Source organism: Flavobacterium sp. (genome assembly GCF_031422135.1).
Taxonomy (GTDB): Bacteria; Bacteroidota; Bacteroidia; order Flavobacteriales; family Flavobacteriaceae; genus Flavobacterium.
Map to the genome: position 1 here is coordinate 1 of NZ_JANOQD010000085.1, position 4,442 is coordinate 4,442.

General features: G+C 32.2%; 5 protein-coding genes. 1 reads left to right on the forward strand and 4 read right to left on the reverse strand.

Annotation, left to right across the window (positions count from 1 at the left end; translation table 11 throughout):
- Positions 1-50: 50 nt before the first annotated feature.
- On the forward strand, positions 51-407 hold the full coding sequence (locus RMO70_RS10895; protein ID WP_310556469.1) for a hypothetical protein: 357 nt from the start codon (positions 51-53) through the stop codon (positions 405-407).
- A gap of 53 nt (positions 408-460) precedes the next feature.
- Here the strand turns inward: RMO70_RS10895 and RMO70_RS10900 are convergent, their stop codons facing one another.
- The 4 genes from RMO70_RS10900 to glgA form a co-directional block, all read right to left on the reverse strand.
- Positions 461-1,327: a hypothetical protein gene (locus tag RMO70_RS10900; protein WP_310556465.1), complete on the reverse strand. Its 867-nt coding sequence runs from the start codon at positions 1,325-1,327 to the stop codon at positions 461-463.
- Positions 1,328-1,402: 75 nt separating this feature from the next.
- The gene (locus RMO70_RS10905; protein ID WP_310556466.1) at positions 1,403-2,068 is read right to left on the reverse strand and encodes a hypothetical protein; all 666 of its coding nucleotides are present in this window, start codon (positions 2,066-2,068) and stop codon (positions 1,403-1,405) included.
- 168 nt (positions 2,069-2,236) lie between these two features.
- Positions 2,237-3,079: a hypothetical protein gene (locus RMO70_RS10910; protein ID WP_310556467.1), complete on the reverse strand. Its 843-nt coding sequence runs from the start codon at positions 3,077-3,079 to the stop codon at positions 2,237-2,239.
- Between the two features lie 90 nt (positions 3,080-3,169).
- A complete protein-coding gene (gene glgA, locus RMO70_RS10915) occupies positions 3,170-4,396 on the reverse strand; it encodes a glycogen synthase (RefSeq protein ID WP_310556468.1) in 1,227 nt (408 codons plus the stop codon).
- Between the last annotated feature and the right edge of the window lie 46 nt (positions 4,397-4,442).

The window sequence follows — 4,442 nt, forward strand, 5'->3', positions numbered from 1 at the left end:
ATTCAAAAATCTGTGAAAATCCGTGTAATCTGTGGCAAAAAAATAAAACTATGTACGAAATCCTTTTTTGGAAATATCAAGACGGAATTTATCTCAATCATCACTTGGTTTACGAAGCACTTGTAGAACAAGAAATCGTTGACGGATTAGAAGAACTTCCGGTTATAGTTATCCTGAACAGAATCAACAGCGTGTTCTCAAACTGGGAAAAAGTAGATGAAAACAGCTGGAAAAACCCGAACGGAAAAGGCGCTTTTCACCTCAAATCAACTTCGCAAAGTATTCAAATAGATTGTTACGGCACCGAAGGCAAGACAATGAATTTGCTCGCAGACACTCTAGATGAATTCAAATGTCCGCTTTATGATCCACAAATCCCAATACGTTACGACGAAATGAATGAGTAAAATAGCGATAAATAATGCTTTTTTATCAATATTCTATCATAAAATATAATTTCTCAATTTCCTTCAGCAACAAAAACGAGTTTGTTTTTAGCTTGATTTACTGCCAGTCGGAATATTTTAGAAATCCCCATTTCTTTTACATTGGCAAGTTCTTGCCAAACTAATTTTTTGGAATTGACATTGCAATAAATTAGGCTAGATTCATTAGAAGAAAACAACAAGCCGTCATTTGTTAAATAAAAATCTTCATTGTTTTTGGGCAATTCAATCCATTGATTAATACTTCCTTTTCTATCAATAAAGGATACCCAATTGCTGGTTTTTAGCTTCTGACAAATTACAATTCCATCACGGTATTTATACAAACTACGCCCAATGCTATCAGTCAAAAAGGTTTCGGTTTTGTTTTTTATATTGATTAATTTCAATGTAACATTTGGTCTCGATAATACAAAAGCAGCAATTTCGTTCTTGTTCAACCAACAATAATAACCAATAGAATCCTTTGATGTATATAGCTTTTCAGTCACTATTCCGTCAAATGAAATTCGGGTCAGATTTTGATCGGTGTCCTTTACAACCGAAATAAATTTACCGTCTGGAGTGGTTTTTGGAGAATATTCAGCTTGGCTATTATTCGTTAATTGGTTGGTATTTGTTGTTTCTAAATTGTATAAAAAAACATCGGTTGATTTTTCATCACGTGAACTTACGTAGACAACAGCGTTTAATTTTTCGATAAAACTGGGTTGGTTGTCGTAGCCTTTATTGTTGCTAATATTTACAAGTTTTGCATTTGGAACAATATTAAAAGCAGTTCCTTTTTTTTCAATATTGAGCAAGAATACTTCGGTTGCTGGTTGCGCAAATGCATATTGATGTAGCAATACAATTACAAACAGTAAGCGGTTTAATTTCATATTAAATTGGTTTTTAATGAGGATTTCATTTGTTTGTGAGCACGGATTACAAATCGGCACTATAAGGTTTGTTTTTTACTTATCATTAGTTTTCTTTTTCCTAATTTCTAATTCCTCAAGCAGTTTTCGAGCTTGAGGATGACCGTGTCTTTTTGCTTTTTTAAATAACTTTGTTGCCTTTTCGTAATAATCTTCATAATGATATTGCTCCCAAATTTCGACACAAGATATTGCTGTAATTATTTCAAAATCACTGTCATACCAAGGCATATTTGATGAATTATTATATTCTTTTATACAAGTCCAATAGTCTTTTTTTTCAAATGCTTCTTTTGCGATTTCAAATGCCATTTTGAATTTAGGCCTGCTTCTTTGCTTTTCAGCATTCGCTATTTGTTCATTTCTCAATGCTACTCCACTCCAGTATTGAAGTGCTTGAGAAGAGTCATTATTTAATGGGGTTGATTTAGCATAAGGACTTGTCTGAATATTGCTGTTATTTAACTCGTTATTTTTTTTATCACTCTGCCCTTTGATAAATCCTGAATTATAACCACCTTTATAATTGTCTTGCCCCGGAACTGGAACTGGGCTTACTGGAGGGACAGGGGCAACGCAACCATATTTATTATAACAATATCCTTCTTTATAACCTTCATCCCAACCTTTGGAGAAATCAGATTGTGCATTAATATACTGAAATGCGAATAAAACTAATAGTAATAATGGTAAATTTTTCATAGGAAGTCATTTTTTAATTATTAAAATTCTTTGTTTGATGTTAATAATTTTGCACTCAAGATAGTGCTAATTCCAATTTATTTTTATTGTAGGTATTTATTTTGTTTGTAAACACTAGCTAGAAACTCGCGCAAGCAGGGGAAATTTTGTTATGAGTTTTACACTTTTTTACAAGACAAAACTCTTTTTTATATTTCTATCTTCATTATGACATTCTTTCCAATCTATTTCTGATATTTTTGGAGTTTGAAGATTGTGTTCGATTTCTCCATATTTTTCAGGAGTTAAGATATATTCATTTGAAGTTTTTTCAACGGAATACTGAAATATTTCTGCACAATATAAATGCTCATCTACAAACGAAGGTTTTAAACCAAAATTTACAAACTCGAAATTTGTTGTAATACTTGGATATATCAAACATTCAATATCTCTATTTTTTAAAAGTATGTTGCTGAAAGCGATAGTTAATTTATATTTATAACTTTCATCCTTAGAAACTCTTTCCTTAAATTTAGAAGACATCAATTCTTCGATTTTTTTATCATTCTTAGAATAGTAATTATAGTTTTTTAATACAGTTTTGTAATGTATATTATTTCGTAATAATTCTATCCCAGCGAATTGGCAGCGAACTTTCGTCGTGGCAAATTTTGGATAAAAAATGCCAATTAAAATATCATCTCCATTTTCCGGTTCTAATTCCTTAATTGTAGTTTCTAAGGAATTTGAACAATAAAAAAAGTTTTCTCCTTTATCGCTACAACGATTATAACGATATTCAGATTCTGATATCTTTTTCCAATTAGGATACCATATGCTTTTTATGCAATCAATTTCTGAATCCTTTGCATTTGTAATTTTTCTTGCTCGAAATATTCCTTCAAATGTTGTACTTATCGTTGGACGCGTATGACCAAGTATACTTTCTGATAAAATTTTTTCAATTTTTTCAATTGATTCAGTTTTTAAATCTAATTCTTGTAGTTTTTTATCTATTTCGTGTGTCATAGGGTTGATTGTAAGTCGCATTTATTTATCTCCCAAAATACTGTAATTTGTAAAAAGTTTTATTCTGAGACCATTTTTCATTGAAAATCATCAAGCCTTCTCATTAACAAACCCAACAATCACTTTTTGGTAATAATCATAAGTAGTTTTGGCGATTGATTCCCAACTAAAAATTTTCAAAACACGTTCTCTACCTGCTTTTCCCATTTGAGTTGCAAGCGTTTCATTTTCTAAAAGCAAATTAATTTTTGCAGCAAAATCTCTCTGGAAAGCATCTGGATTTGCAGGATTAAAATCAGTTCTTGAAACACTTAGAAGTGGAACTAAATAACCTGTTGCTCCTTCTACAATAATTTCTGGAATTCCACCCACATGGCTGCCAACTACTGGAGTTTCACAAGCCATAGCTTCTAAGTTTATGATTCCAAATGGTTCGTAAAGTGATGGACAAGCAAACACTCGTGCGTGACTGTAAAGGATTTTTATTTTTTCGCGTGGTAACATTTCAGAAATTAAAATAACACCTTCTCTTTCTGAACTAAGCGCTGTGATTAACGCTTCGGTTTCTGCCGCAATTTCTTTGGTATCTGGTGCTCCAGCACAAAGTACGATTTGGCAATTTTTGTTAAAATATTTCGCCGAAGCAATGAGTTGCGAAATTCCTTTTTGGCGTGTAATTCTGCCTATAAAAAGTACAAAAGGAATGTTTGGATTTATCCCATATTCCAAAAGTAAATCATTGTCAAAAGTAGGTTGATAAAATTCAGGATCAATCCCGTTATGAATTACCGTTACTTTTTCTCGAGCAACACCATAAGCCTCGATAACATCGTCTCTCATTTGTTCGCTTACGGCAATGATTCCATCGGCAGAGTTGTAAGCTTTGTTTTCTAACCATCTGGAGAGAAAATACCCATTGCCTAATTGTTCTACTTTCCATGGTCTGTGTGTTTCTAAACTATGTGTAGTTAATATCAACGGTACTTGTAGTAATTCACGAGAGAAAATCCCAGCCAAATGTGTGTACCAAGTGTGACAATGAATTATATCAGCGGTTGGTGTGGCTTGTGCCATTTCGACATTTTTACTCAAGTTATGAAACATTTTGATATGCTGATTGTTATCATCAACCATTTTTGTCAAGCAAGAATCAATTCCTTGAACATGCATGTTTTTCTCCTCTTCAGATTGGTCTCCAAAACAGCGCACTTCTATTTCTCCTAATTTCGCTAATTCTTGGCTTAAAAAATCAATATGTACACCTGCTCCGCCATAAATATTAGGAGGAAATTCATTAGTAAAAAGAGCTATTTTCATGGGTAAAATATTATAATAAGTTAATAATGTAAAATTAATTCATATC

What these genes read in the sequence shown, in the direction of transcription:
- RMO70_RS10905 (WP_310556466.1), bottom strand. Translation starts at nt 2,068, where the DNA reads ATGAAAAATTTACCATTATTACTATTAGTTTTATTCGCATTTCAGTAT.
- RMO70_RS10910 (WP_310556467.1), bottom strand. Translation starts at nt 3,079, where the DNA reads ATGACACACGAAATAGATAAAAAACTACAAGAATTAGATTTAAAAACT.
- glgA (WP_310556468.1), bottom strand. Translation starts at nt 4,396, where the DNA reads ATGAAAATAGCTCTTTTTACTAATGAATTTCCTCCTAATATTTATGGC.
- RMO70_RS10900 (WP_310556465.1), bottom strand. Translation starts at nt 1,327, where the DNA reads ATGAAATTAAACCGCTTACTGTTTGTAATTGTATTGCTACATCAATAT.
- RMO70_RS10895 (WP_310556469.1), top strand. Translation starts at nt 51, where the DNA reads ATGTACGAAATCCTTTTTTGGAAATATCAAGACGGAATTTATCTCAAT.